Source organism: Ignatzschineria rhizosphaerae (assembly GCF_022655595.1).
Taxonomy (GTDB): domain Bacteria; phylum Pseudomonadota; class Gammaproteobacteria; order Cardiobacteriales; family Wohlfahrtiimonadaceae; genus Ignatzschineria; species Ignatzschineria rhizosphaerae.
The window spans coordinates 2719119-2736472 of record NZ_CP093379.1; the positions used below are offsets into that span (position 1 = coordinate 2719119).

General features: G+C 39.7%; 14 protein-coding genes and 1 other RNA gene. 12 read left to right on the top strand and 3 right to left on the bottom strand.

What is annotated here, in order from left to right:
• Nucleotides 1–114: 114 nt before the first annotated feature.
• The 3 genes from MMG00_RS12385 to MMG00_RS12395 all read left to right on the top strand — a co-directional run bounded on the left by MMG00_RS12385 (nucleotide 115) and on the right by MMG00_RS12395 (nucleotide 3556).
• Nucleotides 115–1098, top strand: coding sequence for a peptidylprolyl isomerase (locus MMG00_RS12385; protein WP_242148809.1), 984 nt, complete (start codon nucleotides 115–117; stop codon nucleotides 1096–1098).
• A gap of 179 nt (nucleotides 1099–1277) precedes the next feature.
• A complete protein-coding gene (rsmA, locus tag MMG00_RS12390; RefSeq protein ID WP_242148811.1) occupies nucleotides 1278–2060 on the top strand; it encodes a 16S rRNA (adenine(1518)-N(6)/adenine(1519)-N(6))-dimethyltransferase RsmA in 783 nt (260 codons plus the stop codon).
• Between the two features lie 17 nt (nucleotides 2061–2077).
• Nucleotides 2078–3556 (top strand): Ppx/GppA phosphatase family protein, encoded by a 1479-nt coding sequence (locus MMG00_RS12395; protein WP_242148813.1) that lies wholly within the window; start codon nucleotides 2078–2080, stop codon nucleotides 3554–3556.
• Nucleotides 3557–3822: 266 nt separating this feature from the next.
• On the opposite strand, the gene MMG00_RS12400 is transcribed toward MMG00_RS12395, so the two are convergent.
• Nucleotides 3823–4749 carry an HAD-IIA family hydrolase gene (locus tag MMG00_RS12400; protein WP_242148815.1) on the bottom strand — a complete coding sequence of 309 codons (927 nt, stop codon included), beginning with the start codon at nucleotides 4747–4749 and terminating at the stop codon, nucleotides 3823–3825.
• A 206-nt stretch (nucleotides 4750–4955) separates the two neighbouring features.
• Between MMG00_RS12400 and MMG00_RS12405 the strand changes: the two genes are divergently transcribed.
• Nucleotides 4956–6308, top strand: a complete 1353-nt coding sequence (locus MMG00_RS12405) for an MATE family efflux transporter (protein ID WP_242148817.1) — start codon at nucleotides 4956–4958, stop codon at nucleotides 6306–6308.
• A gap of 87 nt (nucleotides 6309–6395) precedes the next feature.
• Here the strand turns inward: MMG00_RS12405 and MMG00_RS12410 are convergent, their stop codons facing one another.
• On the bottom strand, nucleotides 6396–8087 hold the full coding sequence (locus MMG00_RS12410) for a sulfatase-like hydrolase/transferase (protein WP_242148819.1): 1692 nt from the start codon (nucleotides 8085–8087) through the stop codon (nucleotides 6396–6398).
• A gap of 175 nt (nucleotides 8088–8262) precedes the next feature.
• Here MMG00_RS12410 and ubiD point away from each other — a divergent pair, with 175 nt between their 5' ends.
• The 8 genes from ubiD (at nucleotide 8263) to MMG00_RS12450 (ending at nucleotide 17028) form a co-directional block, all read left to right on the top strand.
• Nucleotides 8263–9735 (top strand): 4-hydroxy-3-polyprenylbenzoate decarboxylase, encoded by a 1473-nt coding sequence (gene ubiD, locus MMG00_RS12415; protein WP_242148821.1) that lies wholly within the window; start codon nucleotides 8263–8265, stop codon nucleotides 9733–9735.
• 124 nt (nucleotides 9736–9859) lie between these two features.
• A complete protein-coding gene (locus tag MMG00_RS12420) occupies nucleotides 9860–10429 on the top strand; it encodes a Slp family lipoprotein (protein ID WP_242148823.1) in 570 nt (189 codons plus the stop codon).
• Nucleotides 10430–10718: 289 nt separating this feature from the next.
• Nucleotides 10719–11969, top strand: coding sequence for a glutamyl-tRNA reductase (hemA, locus tag MMG00_RS12425; protein WP_242148825.1), 1251 nt, complete (start codon nucleotides 10719–10721; stop codon nucleotides 11967–11969).
• Between the two features lie 57 nt (nucleotides 11970–12026).
• Nucleotides 12027–12578: a hypoxanthine-guanine phosphoribosyltransferase gene (locus MMG00_RS12430; RefSeq protein ID WP_242148827.1), complete on the top strand. Its 552-nt coding sequence runs from the start codon at nucleotides 12027–12029 to the stop codon at nucleotides 12576–12578.
• Nucleotides 12579–12632: 54 nt separating this feature from the next.
• Nucleotides 12633–13904 (top strand): Tol-Pal system beta propeller repeat protein TolB, encoded by a 1272-nt coding sequence (gene tolB / locus MMG00_RS12435; RefSeq protein ID WP_242148829.1) that lies wholly within the window; start codon nucleotides 12633–12635, stop codon nucleotides 13902–13904.
• 49 nt (nucleotides 13905–13953) lie between these two features.
• Nucleotides 13954–14454 (top strand): peptidoglycan-associated lipoprotein Pal, encoded by a 501-nt coding sequence (pal, locus tag MMG00_RS12440; RefSeq protein WP_242148831.1) that lies wholly within the window; start codon nucleotides 13954–13956, stop codon nucleotides 14452–14454.
• Nucleotides 14455–14557: 103 nt separating this feature from the next.
• Nucleotides 14558–16300, top strand: a complete 1743-nt coding sequence (gene msbA / locus MMG00_RS12445) for a lipid A export permease/ATP-binding protein MsbA (RefSeq protein WP_242148833.1) — start codon at nucleotides 14558–14560, stop codon at nucleotides 16298–16300.
• 197 nt (nucleotides 16301–16497) lie between these two features.
• On the top strand, nucleotides 16498–17028 hold the full coding sequence (locus MMG00_RS12450) for an OmpA family protein (RefSeq protein WP_242148835.1): 531 nt from the start codon (nucleotides 16498–16500) through the stop codon (nucleotides 17026–17028).
• Nucleotides 17029–17129: 101 nt separating this feature from the next.
• Here MMG00_RS12450 and ssrS read toward each other — a convergent pair.
• Nucleotides 17130–17323: non-coding RNA, 6S RNA (ssrS, locus tag MMG00_RS12455), on the bottom strand.
• Nucleotides 17324–17354 lie beyond the last annotated feature (31 nt).

Below are 17354 nucleotides of genomic sequence, written 5' to 3' on the forward strand. Positions count from 1 at the left end.
TTTATTATATCTTAGCGATAATTGCATTAAGGTGGTAAAATTCTTCTGCTTATATCAAATATTAGAGAGATTTAACCCTTTTTAAATTGTTGAAAATTTTGAGAAATGATCATTATGAAAATGCGTATATTATCTTTAGTTGCACTCTTAACATTGGCATCGCCAACCGCTATGGCTCGTCTTGGAACCGTTGATGGTATCGCGTTTGTGATCAATGATGACATTATTACGCTTGCCGATTGGGAGCGTGAAATGCAACTGGCAAGAGACGAGATGAGCTATATTCCACCGAACCAACGTCTCTCAGGTCAAGAGTTAGAAGAATATGTGACGAAAGTGATAATTACGACAAAATATCAGGATCTTTTTGCAAAACAAGCCGGATTACATGTCCAAAATAATGAAGTTGACGCGGCAATTGCCGATATTGCGGCAAGAAATGGCACGGATATTGCAACTTTAAGAGAGTATATTCAGTACCAAGGCATGGATTACAATCAATATCGTGAGAATATTCGCGGTCAGATGTTAGCGGCTCGCTTACAAAATGAGATCGTACAAAGTACAAGTTTCTCTGAAAATGAGATTGATCTTTATATGAAAACTGCAGAGTTCCAAAAATTAAAAGAGAGAATGATGAGTGCTAACGTTTCACAGCATAAAGTCAGTCATATCTTAATTGCCGTTAACAAAGATACTTCAGAAACAAAAGCGCTCCAAGAAGCGAATCGTCTTCGTGAGCGTATTATCTCAGGCGATGCATCATTTGAAGATATCGCCAGAGCAAACTCCCAAGATCCGCTATCTGCAGCAGAAGATGGTTCTTTAGGTTGGGTGGGTCTTGGTCAATTAGCGCCAGAGTTTGAAAAAGCGATGGTTCGCTTATCAAAAGATGAGCTTAGCCAGCCGGTGCGTACGGCATATGGTTATCACTTAATTAAAGTGAATGATCGCCGTACAGGCTTCCAAGATGAGGAAGTGATTCGTAACGTTGCCAGAGAGTATTATTTTAGAAAGAAAGCAGCGGCAACATTTGATGAGTGGTTAAATCGAATGCTCTCTGATGTTTATGTAGAGAAGCGTGTGGGCACACAATAATTTAAAAGTCATCAATACTATTTCGATGCAGTAAAATATAGAGAAGCTCCGAGTGGTTTAAAACTCCTCGGAGCTTTTTAGTTACTATGATGTAAATGTGACTTAAGATAGAATAGAAGAGAAAGCTCACAGTAGTTTTCTTTATCAATAAGATCAATAAAGAGTAAGAATAGAACTTTATGAATAAACCGCAACATAAGGCCCGCAAGCGTTTTGGGCAAAACTTCTTAATAGATGAGAGCATCATCTTCCAGATTATCCAGAGCATTATGCCAATGCCAGGGGAGAATCTTGTGGAGATTGGGCCAGGTCTTGGAGCAATGACAAGGCCACTCCTTAATGCGGCAAAAAAGATGACCGTGATTGAGTTAGACCGAGATCTTATTGATTATCTGCGGACTTTAGAGGGGTTAACGGTCATCAATGAAGATGTTCTTAAAGTTGATCTGCCAAAATTATGCGAAAAAGGGGAGAAGCTACGGATTGTCGGTAACCTTCCTTACAATATTTCAACGCCGATTATCTTCCATCTTCTTAGCAATGTAGAGATGGTTGAGGATATGCACTTTATGTTGCAAAAAGAGGTGATTGAACGAATGGCGGCGCAGCCAGGGGATTCTGCATTTAGTCGATTGTCGATTATGGTGCAGCGTTATTGTGAAGTGGTGCCGCTTTTAGAGATTCCGCCTGAGTCATTTGATCCTGCGCCAAAAGTGATGAGTCAATTTGTGCGCCTTATTCCTTATGAAGGAAATCCTTATGGGATTGAAGATGATGCGCTCTTTTTTGAGGTAGTCAAAGATGCCTTTTCGATGAAACGCAAGATGCTACGAAATAATTTAAAATCACTCTTATCAGAAGAAGAGATCCTTAACTTAGGGATTGATCCAAAGATTCGTGCGGAAAATCTTCATATTGAAGATTTTGTAAAACTCAGTAATTATTTAGCTAAGCGAGCCTAATGAATAAGGGGTAAACCATGAAGGACCATATTTACGCAGTAATCGATTTAGGCTCAAATAGCTTCCATATGGCAGTGATGCAGGAAGATAATGGCCGAATTTTAGTCGTCGATCGAATTAAAGAGATGGTCCAATTAGGATATGGTTTATTAGAAGGCGGCGGGATTGATCCGATGGTCCGTGAGCGTGCGCTCCATTGCCTTCGAAAGTTTAGAGAAAGATTGGCTAATATTGCGCCGCAAAATTGCCGGGCGGTGGGGACATTAACGCTTCGTAAAATGAAGGACCCAACGTTTATTAAAGAAGCACAAGAAGCGTTAGGGATGCCAATTGATATCATTTCAGGGCGGGAAGAGGCGCGTTTAATCTATTTAGGTGTATCACAATATGCCAATATTGTAGATCGTGATCTTTTCGTAATGGATATTGGTGGCGGTAGTACGGAGTTTATATTAGGACGGGAAAATACCATTAAAGAGGCGTATAGCCGAGATGTGGGCTGTGTGAATATGACACGCAAATTTTTTCCTAATGGGGAGGTCTCGCAAGGCGCTTACGATCAAGCCTTGATGTTTGTGGAATCAGAGCTACAATCTTTACGTTACCTCATTCCTTATCAAGATGCCTGCTTTATCGGGGCTTCTGGAACTATTAGAACGATTGGAGAATTACTCTCTTATATTGGTCTGCAAGATGAGTTTATTACTGGTGAAGCGCTGAAACGTTTAGCGCGAAAATTTATTGATTTGGGCTCTAATAAAAAGATTGCCAAATTTTTTGATTTAAGTGACCTTCGAGCAGATGTTATGCCAGCTGGGCTTGTGATTTTGCAATCAGCCTTTAAGGTATTATCCATTAAAGAGCTTTCTGTGACGAATGTTGCACTTCGTGAAGGAATGCTTTTTGACCTTTTAGGTAGAGTTCATCAAAAAGATCGCCGAGATGAAACAATTAGTAGTCTTATTACAAGAATTGGGGCGGATGAAGGGCAAGCAAGAAGAGTTGCGATTACGAGCTTAAAGCTTGCAAAAATGCTTAAAGATCCTGATGGGAATAAAATACAATTAGAAGATGATGCGTTACGATATTTAAAGTGGGCCTCATATCTACATGAAATCGGCTTATCAATCTCTCATCATCGGCAATATAAGCATGCCGCTTATTTAGTAGAGCATGCGGATTTAGATGGTTTTAGTAAACAAGATCAAAAGATTCTTGCAACCATTATCTATAATCATCAGCGTAAGATTGATTTAGATGATTTTAAGGGAATGCCGGAGTATGTGCTATTAATCACGCTACTACTTCGAGTTTCGGTACTCTTTAATCGAGGCAGGTACTTACAAGAATCGCCAGATGTTGAAATATTTTTGACAGATCATGAGATTAAGCTTCGTTTTGAAAAAGGGTGGCTGCGGGATCATCCTCTTTTTAAGGAAGATTTACATTCAGAGCAAAAATTCTTGCACCAAGCTGGAATTGCTTTGAATTGGTAAGGTCCTAGTCGTAACCTCGTTACGATAGTAACGAGGTTTAAAAGAGATTAAATCATACTGCCGGCGCATCAGTTATGAGAAGCACAAGAATCGTTCTATCCGGAAGCATGCAAGCTAATTTGATACATCCTTTGTGCTATTAAATTACTTTTAAAATAATGTTTCTTGAACCGAATTGGCTATAAAAATGATATAAAACAGGGATCATGAAAACCATGATCCCTGTTTGGTATTTAGAATCCTTAAAAATACTCATTAGTGAGCGCTTAGTTATTCTTAATAATAAAATCGGGTTGAATGCCAGACTTTTCAATAAATGGCAGTGGATCACGTCCTCTTAGGAAGCCCCAATCTGCTTTTAGGAGTGTTTTACAACCTGCGTGATTACCCCCTAAAATATCTGTATGGAGCGTATCGCCGACCATTAAGATGCGTGAAACTTCAAAATCTCCAATGGCTGCTTTAATTTTGTTAAAAGCAACATCATAGGTATTTTGAAAAGGCTTACCACAAAAGGTCACATCTAAATCAGGTAGCATCTTTAGTAGCTCAATTGTATAAAACCCAGGTTCTACAGAGAAAGAATCTTCAAGAGGAGCGCTAATATCAGGATTGCCAATAATCAGTGGACGGCGGCGTTTAATCAGAGATTCCATCAATAATGCTTGCCATGCAGCATTCCAATAGCTAGTTGCTAGAAAGATAAACCCATCGACAAAATCAATATTATCTTTAGAAAGTAAGACGGTATTAGCCGGTAATTGATCGATAAATGCACCATCTCCGACAATTACGCCCCAAGTTTTTCCCTCTTTTGTAAGGTCAAAGTGAGGCAGTTCTGATTCAACCGCATCACGAGAAGAGATAATGTGTGAAGGCTTAATATCATAGCCCAATTGGGGATACATTTTTGCACGGACATCTGTTGGGTATGAAGCGCCATTGGTTAAGACAAAGGTCTCTTTGCCAAGAGATTGTAGCGTTTTAATAGTCTGTGGCATGTGGGGTACCGCAGTTCCACCAATGTTGAGAACACCAAAGCCATCGAGCAGTAAAATATCATATTGATCTTTGATCTCAAGGAGAGAATTGACAAATTGGCACGCTTTTTGAGGGACTTTACACTCAGGGAAAAGACGTTGTTGATTGTAGTATGTATCGTATAGTGACCAAACTTTATCAAAGTTAAGCATTATTTTGACCTATGTAAAAAGTAATCATATAAGGGCTGGAGATAGAAATTTCCGGCGCTTTTAAAATATTTTAAGAGGTATCTTCTCTTATTATAAGATCCCATTGTAACGTTTAGATGACGTTAGAGTTAAATTTATCATCCCCTCTCCTTTTTTATTGAAAAGCGGAGTAAACTATTGAGGTTATAGGTCACTTTGAGGTTTTTGTGCGAAGGTACAATGTCGTTTTAATTAAGTTATTTGCAAGTTATGTGGTTCCTACCGTGCTTGCAATGTTTATTAGTGGTACTTATCAGATTGTCGATGGCTTCTTTGTGGGGCATTTTATCGGCGTTAATGGCTTAGCGGCGGTTAACATTGGCTGGTCCTATATTACGCTCCTTTTAGGGTTTGGCTTTTTAGTCGGTGTTGGTATTGGGAGTCTTTACTCTATCTCTAAAGGGGAAGACGATGATGAGAAAGCTCGTAAAATTTTAGGGCAAGCACTGTTTTTACAGTTTATTCCTGGAATTTTGATTGGCTTAATCCTCTATTTTAGTTCGCCTTGGCTGGTTTATGTGCTGGGAATCTCAGGTAGTAGCGCCGAGATGGCGATTATCTTTATTCAAACCTTCTCTTTTGCGGCCCCATTTGTGATTGGGAGCTTGGCAATGCCCTTTATCGTTAGAAATGTGGGAACGCCCCTACGAGCTACTGGCTATATCGCTGCTGGTGTTGTGGTGAATATTCTACTTTCTTACTTTTTAATCTCTTATTTAAGAGTGGGCGTTGTGGGCGCAGCCCTTGCTAGTATTGGTGGGGAGATTGTGGCGATGACTCTTGGCGGTTATTTTGTATTAAAGCAGAGTCGTGAAAAGCTCTCTTGGCAGGATTTTAAACCCGACTTTAAGCTCATTGGTGCGATTTTATTAACGGGAAGCTCCGCCTTTTTTACCTTTATCTATATTGGCTTTATTATGACATTACATCATAAAGTCTTAGTTGAATATGGGGGGACGGTTGCTGTTTCTGCTTATACGATTGCAGGGTACCTTTTAACCATCTATTACTTTGCCGTTGAAGGTGTTGCAAATGGTGCGCAGCCTTTAATTAGCCGGTTTTATGGGGAAGAGCGAGTCAGATCAACAAGATATGTGACGAGGCTGATGGTCTATGTAGGGTTAGGTATTGGGATGATTATAACGGCATCACTTTTACTCTTTCCAGAGTTTTTTACGAGTTGGTTTACCGATGATCCTGAGCTTAAGAGCGTCACAGCTTACGCCTTAAGGCTGCATTTAGCGGTGCTCTTTTTAGATGGGTTATTTGTAACAGCGACGATGTTCTTCCAAGCGATTGGGGAAGGGCAAAAAGCATTAGTGATCTCAATTGGTAATCTGTTACTACAAGTCCCATTTCTCTTTATTTTACCGAAGTATTGGGGATTAGATGGTGTTTGGCTGACGATGCCGATCGCCACCGTCATTTTGGCGATTCCCGTAGCTTGGATGTTCTATAGTCGTTATCAGCGAATTACGGATGATGAATTTTTAGAAGATGAGGTTTTAGTCGCAGATTAGATCTTTATTGGGTCTGTCTATTAACAATAAAAAAACGCACCCTTAAAAGGTGCGTTTTGTTTTATCATTTATTGAATATTACCTGTTTTAATCTGCAAAGAAGTTATATTCTAGCTGTTTATCTGATTTGCCAGTTTCTTGGAAGTGCTGAATATCTTTAGGCGTAATATCAAAACGCTCAATCTCACTTCTAAAATGAGGAATAGGGCGTTTATAGATAAACCCGATCTCTTTTCCTGTTTTATTTAAAAGCGCTGGATATTCAGTGTAACTTTCGATCACTTCTGGCTTATATCCCATGAAGTCCATAATCATCGGGGCTGTAATCATCTGGTTTGTAACCCCGGTATTTTGTTGTAGTGTTTGTACTAAATCGCTTGCGATAATCTCAGGATTTGCAAAGAGTATGTAAGGTACAAGCCCTTCTTCCATAGAGGTTGTTTTGGCATCACAGTGAGTCTTTTTACTACTAGGGTTAGAGAGGTCTTGTCCGTGATCTGATGTATAGATCACAATGGTTTCTGGGTTTTGCTCTAAAAGTGCTTGCAGCTTTATAAAAAACTCATTGGTATTTGCGCGAATCAGGTTTTTATAAGAATTCATTGCTTCTTCACTCGTGGCATCGGCAAGATTTGTATTTTTCATTGCTGGGGTAAAAGGCGTTGCAAATCCCGTATTTTGGAAGGGGAAGTGGGATCCTTTTAAACCGGCATAGATAAAGACAGGCTCACTATTTTCTGCAAGGATATTGGTAATAATATCGATTACTTCGCCATCATTTTTAAGAGTGCTGCCATGAATATTCGTGACATCTTGAAGTTCACTATCGGTATAAAAATTATGACCTGTTGCGTTATGCTGCGCGTCGATAATAAAAGGTTTAAAGCCAGCGGTTTTTGCAATATCCCAAACGGTTGTAGTATCTACAAAGAGATCGCTTGGTTCTTTATGTAGGCGAGGGAGTTTACGCATTGCGAGATTTGAGGTATCACTACAGTTAGAAAAAGACGCAACGATTCCAAAGTTTAGGAGAGAGTCTTGAGGAAAATCTAATAATGCCGGAGTTGTACCAAGGGGGGTATTGAACTCAATCATATCGCCGCGAATAGATTCATCCATCACGACAATGATGTTCTTCGCTTTAGGGGTTAGGAGGTCTGCTTTTGTTGGCGCTATTCTTGGATGGTATTCAAAGCTTGCCGCATTTGAGCGCAAAAAGTTGAGGTAGGTAAATGTGGATACTTGCGCAACGGGCGTAATAAAGGAGGCGCGCCCATTGGTGCCTTTTCCGCTTTTGTTGTAGATAATCATGAGTATGCCGGCAAGCGCTAAGAGATAGAGCATTACAGCTGTTAATGTACCTTTCCAGCCCATATGGATTTTGGGGAAGAGAAAGAAGCCAACGGTAATCGGTAGATGGTAGAGAATGGCTTGGATAATGGCGCCTTGATAGCTTAATGCTGCGTGGCCAATCATCACTCTTGCATCCATTAAGGTTCTAAAATCTTCATAATCAGGCTCACTGCCGGTTGTGAAGTAGTAGATAAGATAGGTCATAGAACCAAAGAGGAAAAGCCCGTAGAGCGGGATTCTATAACGCATTTTAGTAAAGGCAAAGAGCTCCACAATTGTCAGGGCAAAGAGTGAAGTCAGAAGATGTCTAATGAGGCGATCTGGACGTTCTATCGAGATATAATAGAGGGATTTTCCTTCAATAAAAGGATAATTGATGAGGACAAATCCTATTGCAATGAGAACGATTTTGCCAAAAATGCGCATAATAAAGAACCTTAAAAGCGAGATGAAAGAACGCATTATAACCTTTGATAGCTGTTTCTGAATAATAAAAACAGCTCTTTTTCAAGTGCTTTGGTATTGGTGGTGAAGATAAGGACTGAAAAAATGCTTCTGTGTTAAAATAATTCAAAATTTAAGTGTTAGAAGGAAGGCTTGCATGCAGTTTCAGGATCTACGGGAATTTATTGCATTTTTAGAAGAGAATGGGGAGCTTAAACGTATCCATGAGGAGATAGATCCTTATTTGGAAATGACGGAGATTAGTGATCGCACACTTCGAAAGGAAGGACCGGCGCTATTATTTGAGAACCCAAAGGGATCAAATATTCCTGTATTAACCAATCTCTTTGGTACGCCCTCTAGAGTTGCTTTTGGGATGGGGCAAGAATCTGTAGAAAAACTTCGTGAAATTGGTGAGTTTTTGGCATTTTTAAGAGAGCCTGAGCCCCCTGAGAATTTTAAAGATGCTGTTGAAAAACTGCCGAAGTTTAAACAGGTCTTATCTATGCGTCCTAAGAGAGTGAAAAAGCCTCTTTGTCAGGAAGTGATTATTGAAAAAGAGGATATTGACCTGACAAAAATGCCCATTCAGCACTGCTGGCCTGGTGATGCTGCGCCGTTAGTGACTTGGGGATTGACGATTACAAAAGGTCCTTCTAAGAAGCGACAAAACTTAGGGATCTATCGTCAGCAGGTGATTGGCAAAAACCGTTTAATTATGAGATGGCTGGCTCATCGTGGTGGAGCGCTTGACTATCGGGATTTTAGATTAAAAAATCCGGGGAAGCCTTTCCCTGTGGTAGTTGCTTTAGGCGCTGATCCGGCAACGATTTTGGGGGCAGTTACGCCAGTCCCTGATGCTCTGTCTGAATATGCATTTGCAGGATTACTTCGTGGAAAAAGAACACAAGTAGCAAAGGCATCACTTCATCCTGAATTATCAGTGCCGGCAACCGCAGAAATTATTTTAGAAGGATATATCTATCCTGAAGATATGGCGGAAGAGGGTCCTTATGGGGATCATACCGGATATTATAATGAAACAGATTATTTCCCTGTCTTTACAGTTGAGCGAATGACGACACGAGAAAATCCGATCTATCACTCAACTTACACCGGAAGACCACCTGATGAGCCAGCGGTATTAGGTGTTGCGTTGAACGAAGTATTTGTACCGATTTTAAGAAAGCAGTTTCCAGAAATAGTTGATTTTTATCTCCCGCCAGAAGGGTGTTCTTATCGAATGGCTGTCGTGTCGATTAAGAAACAATATGCGGGGCATGCAAAGCGCGTGATGCTTGGGGTTTGGTCGTATTTGCGACAATTTATGTATACCAAGTTTATTGTCATTGTCGATGAAGATATTAATTGCCGGGATTGGAATGATGTTATCTGGGCGATTACAACAAGAATGGATCCGGCAAGAGATACGGTAATGGTTGAAAATACCCCTATTGATTATCTTGATTTTGCATCACCTATATCGGGGCTTGGCTCTAAAATGGGGATGGACGCCACCAATAAATGGGAAGGAGAGACTGATCGAGAGTGGGGAATTCCGATTGTGAAGGACCGAGAAGTTGTGGAAAAAGTTGATGAGAAGTGGGAGCGCCTGAATATTTTTGGTTAATAAGACATCGGTGGTCGTATTTTTATTGCGGGTATCTTTCAGTCATAGGTTTATTATTGAGAGAAAGCGCCATTAATACTATCAAGACGCTTGAATAATATTGTGTAAACAGTAGGAGTTAGCGATGATTAATAGAGTTTTAAAACTAGGGTTAGCCAGTTTTTTAATGTTGTTATTAGCAGGGTGTGCGTCATTGACGGGCGGGAATATTTCGACAAACAATCCGGATGCTTATGGCGATGCGCAAGTCTCTGCTATGAGTAATAAAGACCTCATTGGTCTTGAGGCAATGTTAGGGGGAAAAATCACAACTTTAAACTCACAAGCCGATAAGGTGCGTGTTGAAGTGGTGCGTTATGAGTTAGATAAAGATGGATTCCCTATTACAAGAGAGGGAGAGATCGCCGATAACCGCATTATTGTGGATATTTATGGGCATGTTCGTACCAATGGTTATTCCCCCGGAGACTATTTTACAGCAGTTGGAACGATTAAAAGTGTAGATGATGTCACTATTGGTGGTGAAAAGGTTCGAATTTTTATGATGGATGCAAAAGATTATGAGTTTTGGCGAGATCCTCGTAGAGAGCTCTACTATGATGATTATGGGTTTAATAGTCCTGCCATTCGTTACCATCATTATAATGCCGGTTGGGGATTTGGTTTCGGTCCTTATTTCCCATATTACTATTAAGTGTTAAAATAATTGACGAAATTTGCATTGGTCAGGTGCTTTTTCTGTTTTAAGAGACAGTAATAGCTTCATCACTTTTTATAGATATTTTTTCGTTATTTATCGTCAGAGATAAATGAAAAGTGTCAGTTTAAAGGTCTTGAAAAGAGAGGTTTTGAGGCTTAAGTGTTGATTTGTGGTGTATAAGATCAATTTTAGCTAGATGCTACAATGCGTAATCGTCTGAAATTTGATATGATTTAGGCAATTTTTGCATTGTGATGTATCGATATTGGATTATAAATAACTCATGAGTTTATTAGTATTAGGGATTGGTCATAAAACTGCTTCGGTAGATATCCGTGAGCGAGCGACACTTGTGCCTGAAAATATTAAGGCATTTTTAGCAATGGCTAAAACCTGTCGTATTGCTAGTGAAGTAGTAGTTTTGTCAACTTGTAACCGGACAGAATTTTACTTCTATCAGTTAACGATGCCGATAGAAGAGTTTTGTGAGGTGTGGGCAAATTACTCAGAGCTAGATGCCAAGACTGCTAAAGCACACATGTATCAAATTGAAGGGGATGAAGCGGCGCGTTATATCTTTCGTGTTGCTGCAGGTCTTGAGTCTCTGATTTTGGGTGAGCCTCAAATTATGGGGCAATTAAAAGATTCTTTAAGTATTGCAACAGAGTATGGAACGGCACAAAAATATCTGCAGCGAGCGCTACAGATGAGTTTTAATGTGGCAAAAGAGATTCGAACAGAGACAAATATCGGCGCATTTGCCGTATCGGTGGCTTTTTCCGCTGTGCAACTTGCGAAAAATATCTTTGATGGGCTGGAAAATCATCATGTGTTATTAGTCGGTGCAGGTGAAACGATTGAGCTAGTGGCAAGGCATCTTATAGAAGCGGGTGTTAAAAATATTACGATTGCCAATAGACGTGTAGAGCGAGCAAAGCTGATGATCGATGATCTAGGGATTGAAGCGGATGCTCATAGCTTAGAGGATTTAGCGCAATTACTCCCTAAAGCAGATATTGTAGTGGCATCAACGGCGGCTCAAGAAGCATTGATTACGAAAGAGATGACTAAAAGTGCTCTGAAGCTTCGAAAAAATCGCCCAATGTTGATGATAGATCTCGCTGTTCCAAGAGATATTTCACCAGAATTAGATAAGTTATCAAATATCTATCTTTACACGGTGGATAACCTCAATGAGATTGTAGAGGATAATCAGCGTGCTAGGGAAGAAGCGGCAGTTGCTGCTGGGAAGTATGTTGATAAAGGGTTAGAGCGTTGGATTGAATGGTACAAGTTATCAGAAGTAGGAAGTTCTATTCAGGCAATGGTCAATTATGCCGAAGTAGAGAAAGAAGAAGCGGTTCATAGGCTCTTAAATCAGCTTGATGGGAGCTATGATGCCGTTTTAATTGAGAAAATGGCAACGCAATTAGCAAACCGTCTTCTCCATCCCATGATTGAACATCTTAAATCACTGGAAGAAGCGGAAGAAAAAGTGAAGGTCACAGAGCTTCTTGCGCAATTTAAGGTTTAAAAAGTGGGAAATTTGGTATAATCACAGGATTGATTTTTTTATTACTCAAGGAATAGTATGTCGATTACGTTTGAAGAAGCACAAGATATTATCATTAAGTCAGAAGAGATAATCTCGGCTTCAGAAATTCAAAATGCATATGATGCAATGGGAAAAGCCATCACATATGATTTAGAGTTGTCAGACCCATTAGTTTTAGTGGTGATGAATGGTGCATTAATCCCTGCAGGGCAACTTTTGACACGTTTGAATTTTCCATTTCAAATAGGCTACCTGCATGCAACAAGATATAACGGTAAGACTGAAGGTTCACAATTAGAATGGGTTGCAAAACCTTCTGTTGATGTGAAAGATCGTGTTGTTCTTTTAATTGAAGATATTTTTGATGAAGGAACCACGTTAAAAGAGATTGTGAATGTTGTTGAAAATATGGGGGCGCAGGTTGTTTATACGGCCGCTCTTGTGAATAAGCTTCATGATCGTAAGGCAAAAGACTTTAAAGTAAATTATATTGGTGTTGATGTGCCTGATCGTTATATATTTGGTTGTGGTATGGACTACCATGAGTATTGGCGTAATCTTCCAGGTATCTGGGCGCTTAAAGAGTAAGGTGTTATTTAAAGTTAAAAAATTGGAATGATCTTCAGGAACTAAGGTGAGGGAATGAGCAAAAACATTATTAAAAATATGCAGCAATGGTTATTACTAATGGTTTTCTCATTAGTTGCTGTGATGAATATGGCAAGTGCGCAGGTGAAGTTAGAGATTGTGAAAGCTTCTAACGAGGCTTATCCTATCGCACTTGTAGATCATGCCACGAATAACCAAGCTTTTTTAGAGATCATCAATAATGATCTTCATCGTTCTGGGCGTTTTCTTCCTAAAACAGGGCTTTCAGTGCCAGAGCAGCTAACAACCGTTTCTCAAGCAGATAGTGGAATTTGGCGCGCTGCAGGTATTAACTTTATCGTGATCATGACGCCAAAAGGTAACATGCTTCAGGTAGATGTGGGTGATACCTTTAGTCGTACAGTTCGTGCTAGTCGCCAATTTCAATACCTTTCCGATGAAAAGGGTCAAAGAGTTGTAGCACATAAGATTGCCGATTTTATCTATGAAGCAATTATTGGTGTGCCGGGATCATTTAGCTCAAAAGTGGCTTATGTTTCTCGTACTAATCGTCATTTCTCATTAGTTGTGGCAGATGCTGATGGGGCTTATCCGCAAGTTATTTTAGAATCGAACGAGCCAATCTTATCGCCGACATGGTCGCCGGATGGTCGTAAATTAGCTTATGCCTCTTTTGAGAAGAAGCGTAATCAGATTATTGTTCAAGATCTCTATAGTGGTAATCGTCATGTGGTAATTAGTGAGCCGGGTATTAACTCAGCACCTACTTGGTCGCCAGATGGGACAAGATTAGCCTTTACACTTTCTCGTGATGGAAATCCTGAGATCTATACCGCTAATATTGATGGTAGCAATTTAAGTCGCTTAACCAATAGTCCTGGGATTGATACAGAACCTGCTTGGGGGCGTGATGGAATGATCTACTTTACCTCAGATAGAGCGGGTACTCCGCAAGTATATAAAATGCCAGAAAATGGTGGGCCTGCGGTCCGTGTATCGACTGGTGGTAACTATAATGCCAATGCGACAATTTCAGCAGATGGTAAGCTTTTAGCAATGATGCAGCGTTATCCTGGGCAAGGGTTTGGCATTGCGTTAATGGACTTAACAACAGGTAAAGTAAAACGTTTAACGAATGGTGGTAAAGATGAAGCCCCGAGTTTCTCGGGTAATAGTCATATGATCCTCTATTCAGATGGGAGAGGTGGTCTTAAAATCATTTCAACCGATGGTAATGTAGAGCAAAGATTCTACGGTATTGGTTCGGATGTTCGTAAGCCAAGTTGGTCTCCAAATCTACGATAAAATATTGTAACCAGATTATATTTTAATAACGATTTTTAAGAGGATAGATATGCGTAAATTAGTGATGAAAGGTGCTGCAGTACTGTTATTTGGTTTTGTTGCAGCTGCTTGTTCAACAACAGGTAACAATAACGCGGCAGGTACAGATGGATTTGGGAATGGGGTTGGATATGGCGAAGGGCCTGCGAGTACCTATTATGATGCTGATTACGGTAAACGTGGTACAGCAGACCGTATTATCTATTTTGATTTTGATTCAGACCGCCTTCGCACGGAATCATATGATGTGGTAAAAGCCCATGGCGATGAGTTAAGACGTAATCCTAATCGTGGTGTATGGCTTGAAGGACATACAGATGATCGAGGATCTCATGAGTATAATATGGGGTTAGGTGAGCGCCGTGCAAATAGCGTACGTGACCTTCTTTTACAATCAGGTGCTAATAGTAATCAGATCAAAGTTCGTAGCTATGGTAAAGAGATGCCAGCAGTATCAGGATACGATGAGCGTGCTTGGGCACAAAATCGTCGTGTAGAGATTGTTTATTAATCTTGATGTTCGGAAAAATATTGCGAATTAAAAGATCCTAATATAAGCACCTATATCTGTTGTGTATAGGTGCTTTTCCTCTTTTTAGATTAGGAAGAAAGTTGTGGTTAAAAACGAGAGTTTTCAGTTATATAGACGAATATTATCTTACTCCTTTAAATACCCTGCTATTTTAATAGCCGCATTAACATGTGTGATCTTAGGGGGATTTGCGGAGGCGGGGTTATTTTGGTTATTAAAACCCATATTAGATGAAGGGTTTGTTCAGAAAAATTCGCTCTTTATTAAGGTTATGCCGTGGCTTGTGGTGGGCGCCTTTGTTTGTACGAGTACATTGAGTTTTGCCGGTAGTTTTGGAATGCAGTGGATTTCTCAAAGAGTAATTACGCTTCTTCGCCTTCAAATGTATAACAAGATGCTGCATTTACCGCAAACAGAGTATGACAAGCATTCAACGGGATATTTTATCTCTAAATTAACCTTTGATATTGCGCAGCTCATGGCGGTCAGTTCAATGACATTAGTCTCTATTATTAAAGATAGCGCAATGATTATTGGTTTGATAGCGGTGATGTTTTTTAGTAGTTGGAAAATTACACTATTAGTTTTCCTAATGGCGCCGGTCCTTTATATTGTGCTTCGCTATGTTTCTAAAAGATTGCGGGGTATTGCGCGTAGAATGCAAGAGCATATGGGGGAGTTTAATCATATTTTAGAAGAGGGTATTCGGGGTCAAAAAGAGATTAAGCTCTTCAATGCCTATGAGCGCATGGATTCTCAATTTGCAAAAGTTAATAAGCACTTGCGTCAATTAAGTATGAAGAGTTTGGTGGCAAGCCAGATGGCAAGCCCTATCTCGCAGGTTTTTTTAGTGCTCTTTATTGCCGTTGTGATTTGGTATGCTTCAAGCCAAGCATCCGCTGATGAGATTACGATCGGAAGCTTTTTATCACTTTTAGCGGCGATGGTGGGGATGTTGACGCCGATTAAGCGATTAGTGAGCGTGAATGAAGCGCTGCAAAGAGGCGCTGCAGGAGCTGAGAGTGTTTTTGCAATTTTAGATGCAGATGCAGAGGTGGATAAGGGCATTGAAAAACTTGATAAGATTCAAGGAAAAATTGAATTTAAGAATGTGAAATTCCGTTATGAAGGAAGTAATGAACTTGCAATTAAAGGGATCTCTTTAGAAATCACACCTAAAGAGACCGTTGCGCTAGTTGGGGCTTCTGGGAGTGGGAAAAGTACATTTGCTAATCTTTTATCTCGTTTTTATATCCCAACAGAAGGGGAGATTACCTTAGATGGTCATAATATTAATGACATTAATCTAGATAATTATCGCTCTCATGTGGGATATGTCGGGCAACATGTTATTTTATTTGCAGATACGATTGCCAATAATATTAGCTTTGGTAATAAAACCTTTACTCGAAAAGAGATTGAGCAAGCAGCGAAATACGCTAATGCCAGTGATTTTATTGAAGCCTTGCCAGATGGTTATGATACGATTATAGGTGAGAATGGAACGAAGCTCTCAGGAGGGCAGCGTCAACGTATTGCCATTGCAAGAGCGCTTTTAAAAGATGCACCTATTTTAATTTTTGATGAAGCAACGAGTAGTTTAGATAACGAGAGTGAGTATGCGATTCAAAAAGCACTAAAAGTATTAAGTGCTGAGAAAACGACCATTATTATCGCTCATAGATTGTCAACGATCGAACATGCAGATAAGATTGTAGTATTTAGCCATGGAGAGATCGTGGAAGTGGGGGATCATCGCTCGCTTTTAGAAAAAGATGGCTATTATGCAAAATTATATCGAGTCGATAAAGATGAATTATCGTGATTATTTTATAAATCACAATAATACAAAAAATTGAGTTTGTATTAAAAATCCCACAATGTTGGAATTTTGATGCAAATATGTATCAATTCTAATAAAAATGAGATATGATTAACCCGTTAGTTTGTATTATTTGAAGGTAACTTGTTACAACTGTCTGTAATACATTTATTTTAATTAGTAATTAAGTGGAGACTTATATGAAAAAGCAATTAATTATTGCTGCATTAGCAGGTCTATTCGCGACTTCTACAGCTGTAGCAGCGACAGATTCGTTAATTGATAGACAAGGTGAATTTGTAAGAGATCGTCAAAATGACTGCGTATTAGTTAAAGATGGTGTTCCAGGATGTGGAATCGTTATCCAAGATTTAACTTTCTCAGCAGATACATTCTTTGATTTTGATAAATCAACAATTCGTCCACAAGGTCGTGAGTTACTTAACAAAGTAGCTGCTGAACTTGTTAAAAACGCAGCAGACGTAAGATCAATTGAACTTACAGGTCACACTGACTCAACAGGTCGCGCTGAGTACAACCAAGGTCTTTCAGATCGTCGTGCTAACGCAGTACGTAACTACTTAATCGAGAAAGGTGTTAACCCTTCAGTGATTACAGCTAAAGGTGAAGGCATCAGCTACACATTCGACAACGCAACAGCTGAAGGCCGTGCGAAAAACCGTCGTGTTGATGTAAAAATCACTGCAGTTAGAGAAGTTAAAGTAGACTAATTTTTAGTCTCTCTAGAATCAAAAAAAAGCACTCTTTTTAGAGTGCTTTTTTATTTGGAAATCTATCGAGATAGTTTTATCTCTATAAATAAAATAAGGGATGCGCCCCGTAGTAGTCGGTTGCAATTCACCAAGACTCTTGAACGCGTACGTTCAAGTGGATACCTTATAGGCCTCTTTAGGCTTCTGAACTAAATCAGCTTGCACACCAAGATCTAATATCGGCGATCCAAAGTATAAAAATTAGGATCAAGAGGTGTATGGTGAAAAAAACGCTCGTACATAACAGGAACGCATCAACACTAGTTTTACATAGCTAGCGTTTT